Below are 16,111 nucleotides of genomic sequence, written 5' to 3'. Positions count from 1 at the left end.
TACTTTAGGAGTCGATTTTACTGATTGTCGTTGGAAAACAGTGCAATGGAAAAATTATTTAATAAATTCGATACGACTTGCCAGAGTGAATCAGAATTTGTTAACCATTGCATGGCAGCTTCCAAATCAAGCAGTGATTTGATCGGTATCGCGTAAGGGGGCTGACGACCTTTCGGCGGCGGTAAAGGGGACAATTATGCGGGTTCTATTAATTGAAGACGACAGCGCGACAGCGCAGAGCATCGAACTGATGCTCAAATCCGAAAGTTTCAACGTCTATACCACCGATCTCGGTGAAGAAGGCGTCGATCTCGGAAAGCTCTACGACTACGATATCATTCTTCTGGATCTCAACCTTCCGGATATGTCGGGCTACGAAGTGCTGCGCACGCTGCGCCTTTCGAAAGTCAAGACACCGATCCTCATCCTCTCCGGCATGGCTGGCATCGAGGACAAGGTTCGCGGCCTCGGCTTCGGCGCCGACGACTACATGACCAAGCCTTTCCACAAGGACGAGCTGGTTGCCCGTATTCACGCCATCGTCCGCCGTTCCAAGGGCCATGCCCAGTCGGTGATCATGACCGGCGAGCTCATCGTCAACCTCGACGCCAAGACCGTCGAAGTCGGCGGCCAGCGCGTTCATCTGACCGGCAAAGAATACCAGATGCTCGAGCTGCTCTCGCTGCGCAAGGGCACGACGCTCACCAAGGAAATGTTCCTTAACCATCTCTACGGTGGCATGGACGAGCCCGAACTGAAAATCATCGACGTCTTCATCTGCAAGCTGCGCAAGAAGCTTGCCAATGCAGCCGGCGGCGCCAACTACATCGAAACCGTCTGGGGCCGCGGCTACGTGCTGCGCGAGCCTGACAGCAACGATTTCGCAGAAAGCGCCTAAAGCCGCCTCCCCGTCAAATACCGCCATGCTTTGGAATCCCGCCCCGTGGGCGGGATTTTCTATTGGCGCTGACTGCAGGCAAAATAAAAGCCGCCCCAAAGGACGGCTGTCATACCTGCAACGGTGTTTTCTAAGTTCAGGCAGCGACGGCGCGATTGCCGAATATGGCCGTCAGGATCTTGCGATCGAAGGGCTTCAGCAGGAAATCCGTGGCGCCTGCCCGCTTCCCGGCCATCAGCTTGCGCAGATCCGCTTCGATGACGCAGTAGTAGATCTTAACGTCCTTGCCGTTCGGCATGGCACGAATGTTGGAGATGAGCTCAAGCGCGCCCTCCATACCGGCGTCAACGATCAGATAGTCCGGAATCTCGGCCTGGCAGCGCATCAGCGCTTCCTGGGCATCGCCTGCTTCGCTCACGAGGAAATCCAGCTCGGACAGGATTCGTTTGCCGACCTTGCGCACGACATCCGAAGCGTCCGTTATCATGAACCGCTGCATCTAGAACTCCCTGGCACCATCAGCCGTCGTTGAACGGCGACATCAAATTGGAACGATAGGACCAGCATGCTAAGGATTCGTTACCACTACATTATCAATTGCGCGGACAACCATAAGATTTTACGTCAAGGGCATTGCACGAAATAATAAGCCCGCAACCAGGATCTGGATGCGGGCCGAAAAATACAGACGCACCGATCCGTCTACTCGGTCGGTATCTGAGCGATAAAGGTCAACACTTCCGGGGTCGCGTTGTAGGAGAGTTCCATACCGCTCTCATCCGCCAGAAGCACCGTGTAGTAAGGCTGGATGGAGTGGGCATCGACTGCCTCTTCCAGAGCTCCGGAGCAGATTTCGGCGAATTTCGGCGGTACACGCATCAACCGCCCCTTGGCGGTGATGGTGAACTTGGCATCCAACTCGGGATTTTCCAGCGTCACCTCGATATTGCCGCCGCGCGGGATCGCGCCATAGGCAACGAGGAAGAGATTGAGCAGCAGCTTGACGCGGTTTTTCGCGATGATCGCACGCGGGCCGACCCAGCTGACTTCGGTCTTCTTCTCCGCGGCGGCGAAATCCTTCGCCGCACGCTCTGCTTCGCCGGTATCGATCGACGCACCGACCGAGCCGGAGGCACCGAAAGCGAGACGGGCGAACTTAAGGCGAACCGAGGCATTGAGCGCGCTGGTGCGGATCAGATCCATCGCATCGGCGTCGGCACCGCCCTCGTCGAGCAGCTCCAGGCCATTGTTGATCGCCCCGACCGGCGAGATCACATCATGGCAGACGCGGCTGCACAGCAGCGCGGCCAGATCCGGTCCGGTCAGAGTGAGGTTTGGATTCTTCGACATTCATTGTCTCCTGAATGCTGACAAGGCGAAACACAGTAGATTGCACGTTGCCATAGCAAGGTTGCCCGAGGGTTGTCACAGGCGCTGTACCGAACGCCATAATGACACCATATTTGGTAAACCGATTGTTAAGACCATAGACGCAAAATGCATTCATCACCATCAGACCTTTTCGCACGCGAATCGTCCTGCGATGGAAGGGCGTAACGGTCTGAAGGAGGAGGCGAACGACATGTGGCGCAGTCAGACGAATGTGTCCCACATCTGCCCCCTTTCGCACCGACCATGATGAACGGATGACTTTGATGCGCTATGAATTCCTGAAGAGAATGCCAAGCCCCGGCACCAGGACGCTCGGCCTAGGCCTGATCCTGGCCATTGCCGCATTCGTGAGTTTCACATTCCCGGTCCGTCAGGCCGCCGCCGCGCCCAACAATCGCTATTCAGCCCAGGAAATCGTCGATGCCGGCCATTCCTTCTTCGGCTCCACCAGCGGCGGTCTCGCCAAGGTCATCGAACGGGCTTTCCAGCAATACGGCCTGCCGAACGGCTACATTCTCGGCGAGGAAGGCTCCGGCGCATTCCTTGCAGGCCTGACCTATGGCGAAGGACAATTGAACACAAAAAACGCCGGCGAGCATTCGCTCTACTGGCAGGGTCCGTCGCTCGGTTTCGACTATGGCGGCCAGGGCACGCGCGTGATGATGCTGGTCTACGATCTGCCGAGCATCGACAGCGTCTACACCCGCTTTGGCGGCGTCAGCGGCCAGGCCTTCGTGGTGGCCGGCTTCGGCATGACGGTACTCAAGAACAACAATGTTGTGCTTGTTCCTATCCGCACCGGCCTTGGTGCACGCCTCGGCATCAACATGGGCTACCTCAAGGTTACGCCCAATCCGACCTGGAATCCCTTCTAAGCCGTATAATACCCGCTCCCAGGCAGCCGCAGCTTTGGCCCGCTCAGTTTGCGGGCCTTTTCTTTCAGTAAATCCGGCCCGCAGCGATAAACCATATCTGATTTAAACGCTTGCCCATGTAGCCTGCCCATGATTATTCATTTCATCGAGATCGAAAATAACCCCAGGATACTGGCCGCGTCGTGATTCAATTTGCTCTTTTGTTCGGATTGGGCTTTCTGACGGCCGCGCTTCTGGTCTTTCTCATTGCGCCGGCAATCCATCGCCGCATCGTTTGGTTCACCGAAAAACGCCTGAAGGCGACCATGCCGCTGAGCCCTCAGGAAGTGCGGGCGCAGAAGGATATGGCCCGCGCACTCTTTGCCGCCGAAAACGCCAGAACCGAGCAGGCTCTGACGCAGGAGCGAGACAAAACTGTCGCGCTGCGGATCCATAACGGCAAGCTGCAGCAGGAAGCCAGCCGACTCGTCAGCGGCAATACCGAGCTGCAGACGCGCATCGACGACCTGGAAGTGGAAGCGGGTGAGCTGCGCTCGCGCTTGCGCCGCGAGGAGAGCTACATAAGTCAGCTGAAGTCGGGCATTCACGCAGCCGAACAGGCAAGTGCCGAGAAGGAAGCCGATATCGACGGCCTGCGTAAGCGCATGACCAAGATGGCCGCCGACGCCGATAATCTGAAAATCGACCTCGCAACGCGCGAAACTGAGATCGAAAGCCTGAAGCTGCGCATCAATGGCTTGCGGGATGAGCGCGAGACGCTGCGCCAGGATCTGAGCACGGCGAGCCTGCGTGCGGCGGAGGCCGAGCAGGCGCTGCATCAGGAGAGCGACAAGAACAAACGGCTGGAAGAGCGGTTGAATCGCGAAATCGCCGGCAACGCCGACAAGGAAACCGCGATCGCGCGGCACGCCCAGGACATGGCGCGCTTGAAGGAACGCCTCGAAGCAACCGTCAAGGAATCGAGAGAAGCCAACAAGCTCCTGCGTAGCGCTGGCATCACCCCACCCAGAAAGTCGGCAAAAACGCCTAAATTGTCCGCTATATCGGCCATCAAGGATACGGCCGACAATCAAACGAACTCGGCCGAACCGGAACGAACAGTGGAAGACGATATCGCCCAAATGACGGAAGAGGCTCGCAATCGGGCCGCCGCCCTTTCGGACCGACTGGTGAAGGCACGTTCGCCGGCACATGAAGAAGCCATACGCGAGGAAATTGCGACGATTGCCGCCAACATGGTGGCGTTGACGGCCCTCAAGGAAGGCGACACTTCGCCCATCATCGACCTTCTTTCCAAGGATAGAGGCCCTGCCGAAGCTGGCTCGCGCGTCAGCCTTGCCGACAGGGTGGCAGCCCTGTTGCCAAAGCATCCGTAGTGGGCGGAAATATCCTGACGGGCACGAGGCGTTACGCTTAGATCCGCTTGATCCGCGCCGCCATCTCGAAAAGTGCAATGCCGCTGGCGGTCGCAACGTTCAGGCTGTCCAGACCGGGAGCTTGCGGAATACGCACGCTGCCGAAGGCGGACAGGATGCTCTGGGGCAACCCCTCCCCCTCCGTGCCGACGACAAGCGCCATGCGCTCGCGGGCCGGCACATCGCGAATATCCACCTCGCCTTGCGGAGACAGGCTCCAGATCGCAAAGCCGCGATCGGCCATTGCGGCCAGCAGGTCGAGGTCGCTCGACTGCCGGCAATAAGGCAAGGTCAGGATCGAACCGACCGAGACACGCAGCGCCTTGCGATAGAGCGGGTCGCAGCACGTCTCGTCGAGCAGTACCGCATCGGCCCCGAAGGCCGCCGCATTGCGGAACATGGAACCCATATTATCGTGGTTGGAGATGCCACAGCCGGCAAGCACAAGCGCCTGCTGCGGCAAGCGGTCGAGAAAAGCGCCAAGTTCGATCTCGCTCCTGCGGCGACCAAGCGCCAGAACGCCGCGATGCAGATGAAACCCGACGATGCCATCGAGCACCTCCGAGGTCGCGACATAGACTGGAACATCTGCCGGAAACGCATCGATGATGTCGCTGAGCCCTGAAACGCGGTTCCTGAGCAGCAGCACTTTCTCCGCGACGAATTCTCCCTGCGCCGCATGCGCTCCGGCAAGAAGTCGCAGCACGACCGTCCCCTCGGCAATGAAACGGCTCTCTCGGCCGGTCAGATCGCGCTCACGAATATCCCGGAACTCGGCGATACGGGGATCGTCGGGATGCGTGATCTCGATGAGCCGGTCGCTCGTCATCATGATGCCGTCAGTTCGACAGGGATATGGTCGTCACGATGCGGCCAATGGCATAATCGAAGATGATGGCCTGCCTCTGGCCGCTGGCGAGCGTACCGTAAAACAGCACCTGATTTCCCGATAGCGCAGTCGACTGGACGGTGAAGCCGGCCGGCAACAGTGCCTGAACGGCAGCCGGAGCATCCGAAGGAATATTGGCGCTCGTCTGGCTCGCCGGCTTTGCCGGTTGCTTCATCGTCTTGTAGACAACGGCGCCGAAGACAGCCATAAGGCTCACCACCATGACAGCCGCGGAAACGATCTGCAGGCGGATCATCTTGCGTCGGACTTTCTCCAGGGCCGGATCGAGGGGCTTTTCCTCTTGATCTTCTGGCTCGAGATTCGTCATCGATGCGTCCTTACTGATTGAGAGCGCCCTTGAGCGCCGGAGAAATACGTTTGAGCGACCCCTTTAAAGAAGCCGCGGACAATAGAAAAGTCCTAACCGCCGATGAAAACGCCGAAGGACGGCTCGATGCGTGGCTGACGGCCCAGTTCGGCAAGGAATTTTCCCGCAATCGCGTCCAGGCGATGCTCAAGGAAGGTGCCGTATTGCTCAATGGCGAGGCAGTGACCGATGCCAAGCGCAAGGTGCGCCCCGGCGACACCTACGAGATCACCCTGCCTGAGCCCGAGGACCCGACGCCACTGGGCGAAGATATCCCGCTCGACGTGCTTTACGAGGATGAGGACATCATCGTCATCTCAAAGCCGGCCGGGCTTGTCGTTCATCCCGCAGCGGGCAACTGGACGGGCACGCTGGTCAACGCGCTGATCCATCATTGTGGCGATAGCCTTTCCGGCATTGGCGGCGTGCGCCGGCCGGGTATCGTCCACCGGCTGGACAAGGACACGACCGGCGTCATGGTCGTTGCCAAGAACGATGTCGCCCACCGCCATCTGTCGCTGCAGTTTGCCGACCACGGCCGAACGACATCGCTGGAGCGCGCCTATCAGGCCATCGTCTGGGGTCGTCCGCGCCAGCTCATCGGCACCATCGACGCCCCCCTGGGGCGCTCGAGCGTTGACCGCACGCGCCGCGCGGTCAAGCGTCCCACCTCCCAGGATGCCGACGAAGCCATCACGCATTACGAAGTGCTGGAGCGCTTCCACGAAGGGGCGGATGCAATCGCCCTCGCCTCGCTGGTCGATTGCCATCTCGAAACCGGCCGCACGCACCAGATCCGCGTACACATGGCCCATATCGGCCATCCGCTGCTGGGCGACGCGGTCTATGGCGGCGGCTTCAAGACCAAGGCCAATCTGCTGCCGGAGCCGGCCAAGCAGGTCGTCAACCGCTTCACCCGGCAGGCGCTGCATGCCTATATGCTGCAGTTCGAACATCCCCGCACCGGCGAGATTATGCACTTCGAAGCGCCCCTGCCGGATGATATGGAGGAGTTGGTGGCAGCGCTCAGGGGATAGCGAAACACACCGTCCGCAATTTCGATCGCTGTCCGGTGGATATAGATCTGCGCGCAGCAGCAACATCGAAAACAGACCGCAGGCCTGTCTCCAATTCCGCTACATCTCCAGGTTGCCCGAATCCACCGTCGCTGGCATGCATCGCATGACATGCGGACAATAACACGCCATGTGAAAGACCATTCGAGGGAGAAGATGATGCGGTCGGTTCTTGCAGTCCCATTGGTAGTCCTATTGACCGCCGTTTTCGCGAATCCAGCAATGTCGGCGCAGCATCTGGACGAGTTTCGGCAAGCAAAGGCAAAGTTTTATTTTCCAGTGTCGCCCGATATCATGCCCACCGCCGTCGCAAAGTTGCGCCGCGAGATGTTGATGGGGTTGGTCACCAACAGTCGATGGACTTGGTTTGCATCCGACTCCCGTCGAAGCGCAGATCAGGAGGAGCTGGCAAAGAATTGCCGCGACAATCCCGTCACTTTCACCAGATTGTCGGAGTATTCATTTTCCGTTGAGAGCAATGCTGGAGGAAGATCGGTAAAAGACGTCTACATCAGTGATAGTGGAGCGCAATATAATGTCAGAAAGGATTTCGAGACGGATCTCAAGCTTTACAGCTCGCTTGGCTACGAGAAACAGAGAGATTTTTTTCTGGCGAATACCTTGCACAACGCAAATCAGGTGGTGACCGTTATCCCGCTCTCACAAAATGTTCTGATGACCACCAATGATGGCGTGCCATTATTATTAGCTCGTTGCGAACAATAGAGTTTTTAAAAATCGTTGGCATCGGGGAGCAGGTAATGCATAAATTATTGATTACATCTGTATTTTTGTTAGTCGCGCCAAGTCTTGGGCAGACCTCACCGTTGAAGGATGAATTTGCCGCATCTCTTGAAATGGTCGTTCCCGCCCTTTCAGATCGAGCCCATTTGACGATTGGGGAAGCAGACAAAGTAGATTCAAACCGGAATGATCGCTTGCTTGATCAGATCCAGGGCACGTGGACCATCCTGGACATGATTAGCCTGGACAATGAGGACGCCATCGCGAAATCCTGCGTGAATGTACCCGTCAGGTTTCAGAAAATAAACGATTACACGGCATCCAAGTCGATCACACTTGGAAAAGCCACCTATGAATTCAAGTATATATTTCGAAAGGGCATTTCCTATCACATTAGGACCGACATCGACGCCCTGATTGCAAATAACCACCAAAAGGACAATCTACCATCAAAGGAATTGGATATATTCGACCGGCAATATTTGGAGACCGCTAATCGGGTGGCAAACCTTCTGCTCGTCAGCCCCAACGTCCTGCTTGAAGTGATTGATGGAAACGAGCGCCTATACGGGCGTTGCGAATAGAGGCAAGATTGCTTCCGCCTTTTGTCCAACTGGACTGCCGGCGTTCACCGCCCTATAATAACGGACCATGAAGGACCGAAGTCCGAGCGCCTGCGCTGACCGAAAACGCGACCGCGTTTGGGGAAATCGATACGGCCATGCCATACGGCGCCGGACTATTCGGGAGGAAATCCCAAGGGCGACGTCACAGCGGGACCAGTGGTCACGCTGCTATAACACTTGCGTGACCACATCCTTGAATCACGGTTTCGCCGTACTTATCTTTACATTGGTTGAGTGCGGGGTCCCCGGACCCGTACGCCTTGGTCCGCTTCGCAGAAGGCGCGCAAATTACGCCCCCAGAAGGAACCAAATCTTTGAATAGGAGGGTGCACAATCATGGCCCGTAATACCTTACCGTCCATTGCTGCCGGAGAAGCCGGCCTCAATCGTTATCTGGACGAGATCCGCAAGTTCCCGATGCTGGAACCGCAGGAAGAGTACATGCTCGCCAAGCGCTATGCGGAACATGCAGACCGTCAGGCCGCACACAGGCTCGTCACCAGCCATCTGCGCCTCGTGGCGAAGATCGCCATGGGCTATCGCGGCTACGGCCTGCCGATCGGCGAAGTCGTTTCGGAAGGCAATGTCGGCCTGATGCAGGCCGTAAAGAAGTTCGACCCAGAACGCGGCTTCCGTCTGGCAACCTATGCCATGTGGTGGATCAAGGCCTCGATCCAGGAATATATCCTGCGCTCGTGGTCGCTGGTGAAGATGGGCACGACTGCCAATCAGAAGCGCTTGTTCTTCAACCTGCGCCGCCTGAAGGGCCGTATCCAGGCCATCGACGACGGCGATCTGAAGCCGGAACACGTCAGCGAGATCGCCACCAAGCTGAACGTCTCGGAAGAAGAGGTCATTTCGATGAACCGCCGCCTCTCCGGCGACGCTTCGCTGAATGCGCCGATCAAGGCTTCCGAAGGCGACTCCGGACAGTGGCAGGATTGGCTGGTGGATGACCACGACAGCCAGGAAGACGTACTGATCGAACAGGATGAACTCGACACGCGTCGCCGTATGCTGGCCCGCGCAATGGGTGTTTTGAACGATCGCGAACGCCGCATCTTCGAGGCTCGCCGCCTTGCAGAAGACCCGGTTACGCTGGAAGACCTCTCGGCCGAATTCGACATCAGCCGCGAACGTGTCCGCCAGATCGAAGTCCGCGCCTTCGAGAAGGTTCAGGAAGCCGTGCAGAAGGATGCGCTGGAGCGTGCCAAGGCGCTTCGCGTCGTCGAAGCAACGGCATAACACGCGCCGCTCGAAAAATTAAGCCGTAGAAACAGAAAGGCGGGCTGCAAGCCCGCCTTTTGCATGTCGTATGACTTCCGGAGATTTCTACTGCCCGCTGGAAGCAACCCCACCCAGCGCCTGCCATTCGGCAATCGCCTTGTTGAAAGCATCCGTGCCGGTCGGCCCCTTCTCCATGGTCAGAAGCGCACGGCGACCATTGCGATAGACAACCGGAATATCGATCCAGTTGCGGCTCTTGAGCAGGTCGAGATTGGTCTTGCGCGCGTCCGGGAAATCGTTGAGCGCAACCATATAGACATCGTCGGTAACCTTGGCCGGCACCGCGATGAGAGCATCGCCGCGATCCTGCTCGGTCGCTTTCAGTGCAACACGTTGCACGTTGTCGATCGCTCCGCCCTCGAAATTCGGCGGCACCTGGAAGGCAAGTTCGATCAGATGGCTGGCCGGAAGTGAGGGATCACCATTTCGCGAAACAGTAATCGTTGCCGCGAGGCCGCGGTCGGGAACGCTGATGAGACCCTGGACCGAAGGCTCAGGACGGCCATCAGCACCCTTGCCTTCCTGCAGCGACCAGCTGACCGTGCCCTGGAATGCCGTGGGCGAGGTTTGGCCCAGGCGCTCTTCATAAAGGAAAACCTTCTGTCCGTTGACAACCGGAGCGGCCTGCTGAGTGGCGGCAGGCGGTTGCGTCGCGGTCTGCGGCTGAGTAGTCGCAGGCGTCTGCTGGTCCGAAGATGCCGGCGGGGCGCCGGCCGGCGTCTGAGCCTGGGGCGCAGCCGCATTGTTTGCAGGCGGCGTTGCGGCGGCAGCCGGTGGCGTGCTCGCGGCAGCTGGCGTCGCAGAGGCCACATTCTGCTCGGCAACAGACTTGCCTTCGACGACACCCGGCTGACCACCTGCCGCCGGACCCTTATCCTCTTCCGAGCCGTCGGCCAAAAGGCGCTGTGTGAACTTGGTATTGACGGTGTTCGGATCGCCATTCAGCGCGGCGACATCGGTATTGCCGGCTCCCGCCGGCTTGGTGGCAGCTGTATTGCTCTGCGTCGGTGCGGCCGCCGGCTGCGCCGGAGCAGTCGCAGCTTTGTTGCTGGCAATGTTGTTGCTCGACGCTTCCGAAGCGGGAGGCGTCGAGGTGCTTTTCGGTGCCGAGCTGACGAGCTTGGTCACCATATTGTTGAGCGCGTCACGGTTCAGCCATGCCGCATAACCGCCACCGCCAACGACGGCGAGACCGACAAGCGTCAGGATTACGCCCGTGACATTGAAGCGGCGGCGCTTCGGCTCCATGCGGAAGCTCTTGCCCTGCAGCTTTGCCGCCATCGCCTGATCGAGATCCGGTGGAACGGAGGCCGAGCCACCGCGATCGTCTTCCGCGCGCTTGTCGAAACCGGCAAGTTCCTTGAGCTCGCGCCAGCCGTCATTGCTCGTATCCGCAGTGGGTTCGGCCTTGCGGGTCGGATGCACGTCAGCGAAAAGATCGACATCCTCGAAAGCATTGTCCGGCATCTGCCGAACTGGCTGCGCCGGTTGAGTGGCAGCCGGCAGCGGCTGCAACTCTTCGAACACATCCGCATCCCAGGCGAAACCGGTATTGGCAGCCGGCGCCTTCGCGTGTTCCGCGGGGGCCACCGGATGTCCGAATGCGGCGTCGGCAAAAGCCGCAGCCGGCATGGAAGGTTCATCATGATGTGGAGCCGCCGGCTCGGGCGCAACGTGACGAACCGGCGCGTCGACCTCAGCCCAAATCTGCTCTACCTGATTTATGACGTCATCGACCGGCGTTATCGCAACCTGAGGCGCAGGAGCTGCGTGGGCAGGTTCGACGGCAACAGGCTGTATTTCTTCTGCATGGTGCCTGGGTTCTTCATGATAGGCAGGAGCCTCTTCATGATGGACCGGCTCGTGGACCGGTTCTTCGGGAACAGCGACATGATGCTCGGCAGCGGCAGGCTGCTCGGCTGCAGCATGATGCACTTCCTGATACGGCTCGCTCCATTCCTCCGCACGCGCATGTTCATGCGATCGGTCTGGCTCGGCATAAGCAGCCGGCTCTTCATGGACGAGTTCTTCATGAACAGGTTGAGGAGCGCTTGGCTCCTCATGGTGAACTTCGGCGGAAACCGGTTCCTGCTCGTGCGCTTCGGGCTCCTGATGAGCCTCCACTTCGGCGTGATGCTGCTCGGCGGGTTCGGGCGCGACCTCATGATGCACGACAGGTGCTGCGGCGACCGGCTCTTCTGCCGCCGGCATCGCCTCGGCATGTTCGGCCTCGACCTCGACGATCGCGGCCTCAAGCTTGTCGAGCTGACGGCGGAGCATTTCCTCGGGCGGGCGCGGCTTCATACTCTCAAGCTGCCGTTGAACGGCACCACGAGCCCGATCGTAAACCTTGACCCGCATCTCGGGAGTATTGTCCGTCAGGCCGTCAACGGCCCGTCGAATGACTGCTACAAAATCCGCCATCAGCACTTTCTCATGATGCCCGGCGAGCGGCCAGGCCGGGATTCGTCATAGGTTCGCGAGTTTAGCCCTCAAAAGGGTCCGTCACAAGTATGGTGTCCTCGCGCTCAGGGCTGGTCGAAAGCATCGCCACCGGCGCACCGATCAGCTCTTCCACCTGACGCACATACTTGATCGCCTGGGCAGGCAGATCGGCCCACTTGCGGGCACCAACGGTTGATTCCTTCCAGCCTTCGAGCGTGATGTAGATCGGCTCGACGCGGGCTTGCGCCGCCTGGCTGGCCGGCAAATAGTCTATTTCCTTGCCGTCGAGCTTGTAGCCGACGCAGATCTTCAGCTCGTCGAGACCATCCAGTACATCGAGCTTGGTAAGCGCAATGCCGGTGATGCCGGAGGTCTTCACGGTCTGGCGCACCAGAACGGCGTCGAACCAGCCGCAGCGACGCGGACGACCGGTGTTGACGCCGACTTCGCGGCCGACGGTCGACAGATGCTTGCCGATCTCGTCATGCAGCTCGCACGGGAACGGCCCTTCGCCGACGCGGGTCGTGTAGGCCTTGGTGATCCCAAGGACATAGCCAAGCGCCGTCGGTCCGAGGCCGGAGCCCGCCGCGGCCTGGCCGGCCACGGTGTTGGACGAGGTTACATACGGATAGGTGCCGTGGTCATTGTCCAGAAGCGCGCCCTGTGCGCCTTCGAAAAGAATGCGGGCACCGGCCTTACGCTGTTCGTCGAGCAAGCGCCAAACCTGATCGATGTAAGGCAGGATATGTTCGGCAACCGAGGTCAGTTCCTCGTGCAATGCATCGAAGGAGATTTCGGCAACACCCATGCCGCGACGCAGAGCGTTGTGATGGGTCAGAAGCCGGTCGATCTTGGCCGGCAGCGTTTCCGGCTCGGCAAGGTCGATAACGCGGATGGCGCGACGGCCAACCTTGTCTTCATAGGCCGGGCCAATGCCGCGGCGCGTCGTGCCGATCTTCGTGCCGCTGTTGGAGGCGGCATCTTCGCGCATGGCATCCAGGTCGCGGTGCAGCGACAGGATCAGCGGCGCATTCTCGGCGATGCGCAATACATCGGGCGTAACGGCAATGCCCTGAGCACGCAGCTTGTCGACTTCCGCGACGAAATGATGGGGATCGACAACGACACCATTGCCGATGACGCTCAGCTTGCCGCGCACCAGGCCGGAGGGCAGCAGCGCGAGCTTGTAGCTGACACCATCGACAACGAGCGTATGACCGGCATTGTGCCCGCCCTGAAAGCGTACAATCACATCGGCACGTTCCGAAAGCCAGTCGACAATCTTGCCCTTGCCTTCATCGCCCCATTGCGAACCGATCACTACAACGTTGGTCATTTCTCAATTCCCGCTTCCTGCGCACGGAGACGCGCCTTACTCAAACCCGCGCATCTATAAAGCTTTGTTTTTGGGAAAGCGACCCTGTTGTCTCAGGAGATTCAGCTTTTTGCATGACGAATCAGCATGTCCAACAGGATTTTCCCCGCAGGAAGGCCGCAGAAGAGCTAGCCGAGTTCGAGCGTGGTGATGCCATATACGCGATCGAGCGGCGTTTCCGGCGGCTTGCCGCGATACATGCGAGCGGTTTCGAACACGGGCGCCAGGCCGCACTCTTCCGCAAGTTCTATTGCCTGCACATTGTCGGTCGGCACATCCAGATAGACCGGCTGCCCTCCGGCCACCGCCAATAATCGCGCCAGCAATGCACGTGCCACATCCGGCTTGTTGGCAAAGAGCGGGCCGATCTTGTAGCCATGGAAACAGCGCCGGATGGTGCCGTAGCCCCGTACGCGGCTGCCCCCGCCGACGATGAAGGACTGGCGTCGTTCCGGCGCGCCGCACCATGCCTTGATGAAAGAGTGACGCAGACCTGGGAAAATCCCGGCGTCGTAGTGGACCAGCCCGTCGAGCTTGCCATGCGTAACCGGCATGACCTGCGCAACCTGCTCTCCAACGTCCGGTATCGCGGCAATGCCGGCATAACGCAGGGTGCGGTAGGCCGTTTCGAAGCCATGACGGTGATAATATTCCTGTTGGGCAACGACCCCATCCAGCCCGACAACGCGATTGCCGGCGAGCGCCATGCCCTTGTTCCAGAGCAGTTTGCCGTAACCCTTGCCGCGAAATTCTGGATGCAGCATGTACAGGCCAAGAAAGGCAAAGCTCTCGCCATAGCGGACGACGGAGATGCAGCCAACCGGCACTTCTCCCATCGCAGCGACGAGGAAACCGGAGGGATCCGCTTCCCAGAAAGCCGGTGCGTCATCGACGCCGGGATTCCACCCCTCTTGCCGAGCCCATTCCAGAGCGAGCTCCAATTCCCCGGCCCGCATTGTACGCACGGCAAAAGACGACTTCATGCAACAGTCCCGAACAACCCAATATATACTCGTCCCCACGCGGAACGATTGCGCCCAATTCATCATGTGGCAACATGACGACATTCACAAGCGACAGCCAATGATAGACTTAAAGTACAAAGGCTTCGTTTCATTTTGAGCCGAGTAATGGCTTCAGTAAAAAACAGTTGTGGAGACATGCTTTCATGACAGTTCCGTCGCAATTGCCTCGTCGGAGATATCGCGCATATAGGCAGCACCGGTGATCCTGTGTATAAGCGCGGACGACCGCCAATGCCGGCTTTGCGTCTCGACGCTGGATCCGGCGCCAGCAAAAGGATTGAAGTTTCATGCGCATCACGATGATCGGCTCCGGATATGTAGGGCTCGTGTCAGGCGTCTGCTTCGCCGATTTCGGCCATGATGTCATCTGCGTCGACAAGGACGCCAGCAAGATCGAGGCGCTGCAGCGCGGCGAGATCCCGATTTTCGAACCGGGATTGGACCAGCTCGTCGCGGACAATGTCCGTGCCGGCCGCCTCTCCTTCACGACGAATGTGGAGGCAAGTGTTGCCGAGAGCGACGTCGTCTTCATCGCAGTCGGCACACCTTCGAGGCGCGGCGATGGCCATGCAGATCTCTCCTATGTGTATGCCGCCGCTCGCGAAATCGCCGAGCACGTCAAGGGCTTCACGGTCATCGTCACGAAATCGACCGTGCCGGTCGGCACCGGCGACGAAGTGGAACGCATCATCCGCGAAACTAACCCTAACGCCGATGTCGCGATCGTCTCCAATCCGGAGTTCCTGCGCGAAGGTGCCGCCATTGAAGATTTCAAGCGGCCGGATCGTATCGTGATCGGCCTCAATGACGAGCGCGCGCGCGGCGTCATGACCGAAGTCTACCGGCCTCTCTACCTCAACCAGGCACCGCTGCTCTTTACCTCGCGTCGCACCTCCGAGTTGATCAAATACGCCGCGAACGCCTTCCTTGCCATGAAAATCACTTTCATCAACGAGATGGCCGATCTTTGCGAGAAGGTCGGCGCCAACGTGCAGGAAGTGTCGCGCGGCATCGGCCTTGACGGCCGCATCGGCTCGAAGTTCCTGCATGCCGGTCCCGGCTACGGCGGCTCCTGCTTCCCGAAGGACACGCTGGCGCTCGCCAAGACGGCGCAGGATTACGACAGCCCCGTGCGCCTGATCGAAACGACTGTCTCGATCAACGACAACCGCAAGCGCGCCATGGGCCGCAAGGTGATCTCGGCTATGGGCGGCGACATCAGAGGCAAAGCGATCGCTGTCCTCGGCTTGACCTTCAAGCCGAACACCGACGACATGCGCGACAGCCCGGCGATCTCGATCATCCAGACGCTGCAGGATGCCGGCGCGACGGTCACAGGTTACGATCCGGAAGGCATGGAGAATGCCCGGCAGGTGATCGACAATATCGCCTATGCCGAAGACGCCTACGCCGCCGCCCGCGATGCCGACGCGCTGGTCATCGTAACGGAATGGAACCAGTTCCGCGCGCTGGACTTTGCCCGGCTCAAATCCGTGATGAGGGCCCCTGTTCTCGTCGATCTCAGAAACATCTATCGTCATGACGAGATCGCCAAGCACGGCTTTTCCTATACGAGCATCGGCAGGCCTTCGAGCGACGCCGCGCTCTAAGGCTTTTCTGCCTCTCATTTAAACGTGGGAATGCTTATTCCTCTTGTTTTCTACGCATTCCCGATGGAAAGCCACTGCGCCCTTTTC

Annotated in this window: 15 protein-coding genes; 8 read left to right on the top strand and 7 right to left on the bottom strand. The window is 59.1% G+C overall.

Annotation, left to right across the window (positions count from 1 at the left end; genetic code table 11):
• Positions 1–196 precede the first annotated feature (196 nt).
• A complete protein-coding gene (gene ctrA / locus GGD46_RS06525) occupies positions 197–898 on the top strand; it encodes a response regulator transcription factor CtrA (RefSeq protein ID WP_004116994.1) in 702 nt (233 codons plus the stop codon).
• Positions 899–1,034: 136 nt separating this feature from the next.
• Here the strand turns inward: ctrA and GGD46_RS06520 are convergent, their stop codons facing one another.
• Positions 1,035–1,397, bottom strand: a complete 363-nt coding sequence (locus GGD46_RS06520; protein ID WP_184702911.1) for a PleD family two-component system response regulator — start codon at positions 1,395–1,397, stop codon at positions 1,035–1,037.
• A 203-nt stretch (positions 1,398–1,600) separates the two neighbouring features.
• The gene (gene chpT / locus GGD46_RS06515) at positions 1,601–2,248 is read right to left on the bottom strand and encodes a histidine phosphotransferase ChpT (protein WP_184702910.1); all 648 of its coding nucleotides are present in this window, start codon (positions 2,246–2,248) and stop codon (positions 1,601–1,603) included.
• A 305-nt stretch (positions 2,249–2,553) separates the two neighbouring features.
• Between chpT and GGD46_RS06510 the strand changes: the two genes are divergently transcribed.
• The gene (locus GGD46_RS06510; protein ID WP_184702909.1) at positions 2,554–3,165 is read left to right on the top strand and encodes a DUF1134 domain-containing protein; all 612 of its coding nucleotides are present in this window, start codon (positions 2,554–2,556) and stop codon (positions 3,163–3,165) included.
• Between the two features lie 182 nt (positions 3,166–3,347).
• The gene (locus GGD46_RS06505; protein ID WP_184702908.1) at positions 3,348–4,541 is read left to right on the top strand and encodes a hypothetical protein; all 1,194 of its coding nucleotides are present in this window, start codon (positions 3,348–3,350) and stop codon (positions 4,539–4,541) included.
• Between the two features lie 37 nt (positions 4,542–4,578).
• Here GGD46_RS06505 and GGD46_RS06500 read toward each other — a convergent pair whose 3' ends face one another.
• Together GGD46_RS06500 and GGD46_RS06495 are read right to left on the bottom strand one after the other, a co-directional pair.
• A complete protein-coding gene (locus tag GGD46_RS06500; RefSeq protein ID WP_184703230.1) occupies positions 4,579–5,409 on the bottom strand; it encodes a TrmH family RNA methyltransferase in 831 nt (276 codons plus the stop codon).
• Between the two features lie 10 nt (positions 5,410–5,419).
• Positions 5,420–5,797 carry a hypothetical protein gene (locus GGD46_RS06495; RefSeq protein ID WP_184702907.1) on the bottom strand — a complete coding sequence of 126 codons (378 nt, stop codon included), beginning with the start codon at positions 5,795–5,797 and terminating at the stop codon, positions 5,420–5,422.
• Positions 5,798–5,847: 50 nt separating this feature from the next.
• On the opposite strand from GGD46_RS06495, the gene GGD46_RS06490 reads away from it, so the two are divergent.
• From GGD46_RS06490 to rpoH, 4 genes are all read left to right on the top strand, one after another.
• Complete coding sequence (locus GGD46_RS06490) at positions 5,848–6,873, top strand: RluA family pseudouridine synthase (protein WP_184702906.1); 1,026 nt, start codon at positions 5,848–5,850, stop codon at positions 6,871–6,873.
• Positions 6,874–7,071: 198 nt separating this feature from the next.
• A complete protein-coding gene (locus tag GGD46_RS06485; RefSeq protein ID WP_184702905.1) occupies positions 7,072–7,638 on the top strand; it encodes a hypothetical protein in 567 nt (188 codons plus the stop codon).
• Between the two features lie 35 nt (positions 7,639–7,673).
• Complete coding sequence (locus GGD46_RS06480; RefSeq protein WP_184702904.1) at positions 7,674–8,240, top strand: hypothetical protein; 567 nt, start codon at positions 7,674–7,676, stop codon at positions 8,238–8,240.
• Positions 8,241–8,618: 378 nt separating this feature from the next.
• Entirely contained in the window at positions 8,619–9,527 is a 909-nt protein-coding gene (gene rpoH, locus GGD46_RS06475) for an RNA polymerase sigma factor RpoH (RefSeq protein ID WP_184702903.1), read from the top strand.
• An 87-nt stretch (positions 9,528–9,614) separates the two neighbouring features.
• Here rpoH and GGD46_RS06470 read toward each other — a convergent pair whose 3' ends face one another.
• From GGD46_RS06470 to GGD46_RS06460, 3 genes are all read right to left on the bottom strand, one after another.
• Positions 9,615–11,993, bottom strand: coding sequence for a hypothetical protein (locus GGD46_RS06470; RefSeq protein WP_184702902.1), 2,379 nt, complete (start codon positions 11,991–11,993; stop codon positions 9,615–9,617).
• Between the two features lie 61 nt (positions 11,994–12,054).
• On the bottom strand, positions 12,055–13,350 hold the full coding sequence (locus GGD46_RS06465) for an adenylosuccinate synthase (RefSeq protein ID WP_184702901.1): 1,296 nt from the start codon (positions 13,348–13,350) through the stop codon (positions 12,055–12,057).
• Between the two features lie 167 nt (positions 13,351–13,517).
• Complete coding sequence (locus GGD46_RS06460; protein WP_184702900.1) at positions 13,518–14,372, bottom strand: GNAT family N-acetyltransferase; 855 nt, start codon at positions 14,370–14,372, stop codon at positions 13,518–13,520.
• Between the two features lie 329 nt (positions 14,373–14,701).
• Between GGD46_RS06460 and GGD46_RS06455 the strand changes: the two genes are divergently transcribed.
• Complete coding sequence (locus GGD46_RS06455; protein ID WP_184702899.1) at positions 14,702–16,024, top strand: UDP-glucose dehydrogenase family protein; 1,323 nt, start codon at positions 14,702–14,704, stop codon at positions 16,022–16,024.
• Positions 16,025–16,111: the final 87 nt, after the last annotated feature.

Origin of the sequence: Martinezella lusitana (genome assembly GCF_014207095.1) — a bacterium.
GTDB classification, from domain to species: Bacteria; Pseudomonadota; Alphaproteobacteria; order Rhizobiales; family Rhizobiaceae; genus Rhizobium; species Rhizobium lusitanum_B.
This window is presented reverse-complemented; position numbering and strand designations above follow the sequence as displayed.

Coding starts and splice junctions, on each gene's coding strand:
- ctrA (WP_004116994.1), top strand. CDS start 197: ATGCGGGTTCTATTAATTGAAGACGACAGCGCGACAGCGCAGAGCATC.
- GGD46_RS06520 (WP_184702911.1), bottom strand. CDS start 1,397: ATGCAGCGGTTCATGATAACGGACGCTTCGGATGTCGTGCGCAAGGTC.
- chpT (WP_184702910.1), bottom strand. CDS start 2,248: ATGTCGAAGAATCCAAACCTCACTCTGACCGGACCGGATCTGGCCGCG.
- GGD46_RS06510 (WP_184702909.1), top strand. CDS start 2,554: ATGCGCTATGAATTCCTGAAGAGAATGCCAAGCCCCGGCACCAGGACG.
- GGD46_RS06500 (WP_184703230.1), bottom strand. CDS start 5,409: ATGACGAGCGACCGGCTCATCGAGATCACGCATCCCGACGATCCCCGT.
- GGD46_RS06495 (WP_184702907.1), bottom strand. CDS start 5,797: ATGACGAATCTCGAGCCAGAAGATCAAGAGGAAAAGCCCCTCGATCCG.
- GGD46_RS06485 (WP_184702905.1), top strand. CDS start 7,072: ATGCGGTCGGTTCTTGCAGTCCCATTGGTAGTCCTATTGACCGCCGTT.
- GGD46_RS06480 (WP_184702904.1), top strand. CDS start 7,674: ATGCATAAATTATTGATTACATCTGTATTTTTGTTAGTCGCGCCAAGT.
- rpoH (WP_184702903.1), top strand. CDS start 8,619: ATGGCCCGTAATACCTTACCGTCCATTGCTGCCGGAGAAGCCGGCCTC.
- GGD46_RS06470 (WP_184702902.1), bottom strand. CDS start 11,993: ATGGCGGATTTTGTAGCAGTCATTCGACGGGCCGTTGACGGCCTGACG.
- GGD46_RS06465 (WP_184702901.1), bottom strand. CDS start 13,350: ATGACCAACGTTGTAGTGATCGGTTCGCAATGGGGCGATGAAGGCAAG.
- GGD46_RS06460 (WP_184702900.1), bottom strand. CDS start 14,372: ATGAAGTCGTCTTTTGCCGTGCGTACAATGCGGGCCGGGGAATTGGAG.
- GGD46_RS06455 (WP_184702899.1), top strand. CDS start 14,702: ATGCGCATCACGATGATCGGCTCCGGATATGTAGGGCTCGTGTCAGGC.